The 2,503-nt window shown below is 68.2% G+C and carries 2 protein-coding genes and 1 pseudogene; all 3 read right to left on the bottom strand.

Annotated elements, in window-relative coordinates; all coding sequences use genetic code 11:
• Positions 1-152: 152 nt before the first annotated feature.
• Entirely contained in the window at positions 153-467 is a 315-nt protein-coding gene (locus Q1V78_RS02825; RefSeq protein WP_300611404.1) for a hypothetical protein, read from the bottom strand.
• A 160-nt stretch (positions 468-627) separates the two neighbouring features.
• A complete protein-coding gene (glmM, locus tag Q1V78_RS02820) occupies positions 628-1,968 on the bottom strand; it encodes a phosphoglucosamine mutase (RefSeq protein WP_300611402.1) in 1,341 nt (446 codons plus the stop codon).
• Positions 1,969-2,037: 69 nt separating this feature from the next.
• Positions 2,038-2,503, bottom strand: a pseudogene (locus Q1V78_RS02815) (bifunctional hydroxymethylpyrimidine kinase/phosphomethylpyrimidine kinase); the annotation flags it as partial.

The raw sequence follows: 2,503 nt of genomic DNA, 5'->3' as shown, positions 1-2,503 counted from the left end.
CGGCGGTGGCTTCCTAAACAGAAGATGGGCGGCGGACTGCAGAGCATCCGGGTCCAGGCCGCGAGTGAATCCAGCGGCGGACTCCGCAGGCCCCACCGGGACGCCGTAACTGGCCAGCTGCTTGATGGCGCGCTCCACGCGCTGCTGTTGCCTCATCGGAGCACCTCAGCGATGGCACCTGCCGCACTATGGTCGGCATCCTCGGCATCACGGGCCAGGTTCGAAGCTGCCCGCGCCTCCGCTGCGACCTGCTCGGACTGGTGCTGGCGCAGCCCGTGCAGCTGCGCCAGCACGCGCTCGATGCGGTGCCCCTGCGCGCTCAAGCCCTCCCCGAACGCACCAGCCGCGATGTCTGGCCTCTGACCCGCCAACAGTTGCGACCAGGACTGCTGGTGGCGCGCCAGCAGCTCCGCGTATTCGAGCAGCTTCTGCGGCTCCACCGCAAGCGACTTCGACCCCTCAGACACGTCCCCCGCGCCCCCTTCGCGCATCGCGCCCGATGTCTACCGGTCGTGGTCGGCACCGGGCAGCAAAAAACCTTCCGCCCTATTAGACAACGCCAAGGGGCGAAAGGTTCCCGAAAATCCGAAATCCGCGGACGATCTGCGGGCCTAGGCCCGCGCCTTGCTAGACCTCGGCGACGACCGCAGCCAGCTGGCCGGCGATCTTGCGCGCCGTCGCGGAATCCGCGGCCTCCACCATCACGCGGAACAGCTCCTCGGTGCCGGACGGGCGCAGCAGCACTCGGCCGGTCTCGCCGAGCTCCTCCTCCGCCTTAGCGATGGCCTGCTTCACCCGCTCGTCGCCAGCGATCGCGGCCTTATTGGAGACCGGGACGTTAATCAGTGTCTGCGGCAGCACCTGCATCGCGGACGCCAACTCCGCCAGCGTCTTGTCTGTCGTCGCCATCCGCGCCATCAGAAACAGCCCCGTGAGCAGACCGTCTCCGGTCGTGCCGTGCTCCGGGATCACAATGTGGCCGGACTGCTCGCCGCCCAGGGAGTAATCCCCAGCGCGCAGGTCCTCCACCACGTAACGGTCGCCCACCTGCGTCTGCCGCAGCGTGATGCCGTTGCGCTCCATCGCCAGCTTCAGCCCGAGGTTGGACATCACCGTCGCGACCAGCGTGTTGCGCTTCAGCTCGCCGCCGTCCTTCATCGCCAGCGCGAGAATCGCCATGATCTGGTCCCCGTCGACGACGTTGCCCTCCGCGTCCACAGCGAGGCAGCGGTCGGCGTCGCCGTCGTGCGCCAGGCCCAGGTCCGCACCATGCTCGACGACGGCCTTCTGCAGCTGGTCGATGTGCGTGGAACCGACACCGTCGTTGATGTTGTAGCCATTCGGCTTATTCGACACGGCGACGACCTCGGCGCCCGCGGCCTCGTAGGCCAGCGGGGCGGCCTGGTACGCCGCGCCGTGGGCGCAGTCCACTACGACCTTGATGCCGTCCATACGGGTGTGCACGGCCTGCTGCAGGTGGTGCAGGTAGCGGTCCAGCGCGCTGTGGGACTGGTCGAAGACCCGGCCGATGGCCGCGCCGGTGGGGCCATCCTCCGGGAGCTTGCCCATCTCCTGCTCGATCTCGTCTTCGATCCCGTCCTCGAGCTTGCGCCCGCCGATGGCGAAGAACTTGATGCCGTTATCCGGCATTGGGTTGTGGCTCGCGGAGACCATAACCCCCATGTCGGAGCCATAATCGTCGGTCAGGAACGCGACCGCCGGGGTGGGCAGCACGCCCACGTCCAGCACGTCCACTCCCTGCGAAGCCATGCCTGCAGACAGGGCGGCGGTGAGCATCTCCCCGGACACGCGCGGGTCCCGGCCGATGATCGCGGTCGGGCGGCGGTCAGTGGACTTCTTTTCCGTCAGTACCCGGGCCGCCGCCGCGCCCAGCCGCATTGCCAGCGGGGCGGTCAGCTTCTCATTTGCAAGGCCACGGACACCGTCGGTTCCGAACAATCTTCCCATGGCTTAATAGCTTACAAGAGGCCACAGACACCGCCCGGTTGCGGCGCGAGCGGGTGCAGGAGCTCGCCCCTACCAGCGGCGATCCGCCTGGTCGAAGAACTCCCGCTCGTAGACCGCGGCGTTGAGATACGCGGACGTCGCCGCCTTCCGCTCCTCCTCGCTTGCCGCCTCTAAGGCCGCCTCGGTGCGCTGGATCGCCTCGCGCGCCCCGGAGAGGAACTCCTCGTCAGCGTAGGTATCGAGCCAGGCCTTGAACGGGTGGGCGTCGTGGTTCGCCCGCGTCAGCTCCAGCCCGATCTCCGCGTACAGCCAGAAGCACGGCAGCACCCCGGCGACCCCGCACACATACGGCTCCACCGCGGCCGTCGCGACCAGGAAGTTGGTGTACGCAAGCGTGACCGGGGACGGCGCCACCGGATTCGCAGACGCGTCCTCGATCCCACGGCCCTTCAGCCAGGAACGGTGCAGCTCTGCCTCGCCCTCGATGCAGCCGGCCGCGGAGTTCGCCCACATCACCTGGCCCGCGGAATCCGGG

Source organism: Corynebacterium sp. (assembly GCF_030152825.1).
GTDB lineage: Bacteria > Actinomycetota > Actinomycetes > Mycobacteriales > Mycobacteriaceae > Corynebacterium.
This window is presented reverse-complemented; position numbering and strand designations above follow the sequence as displayed.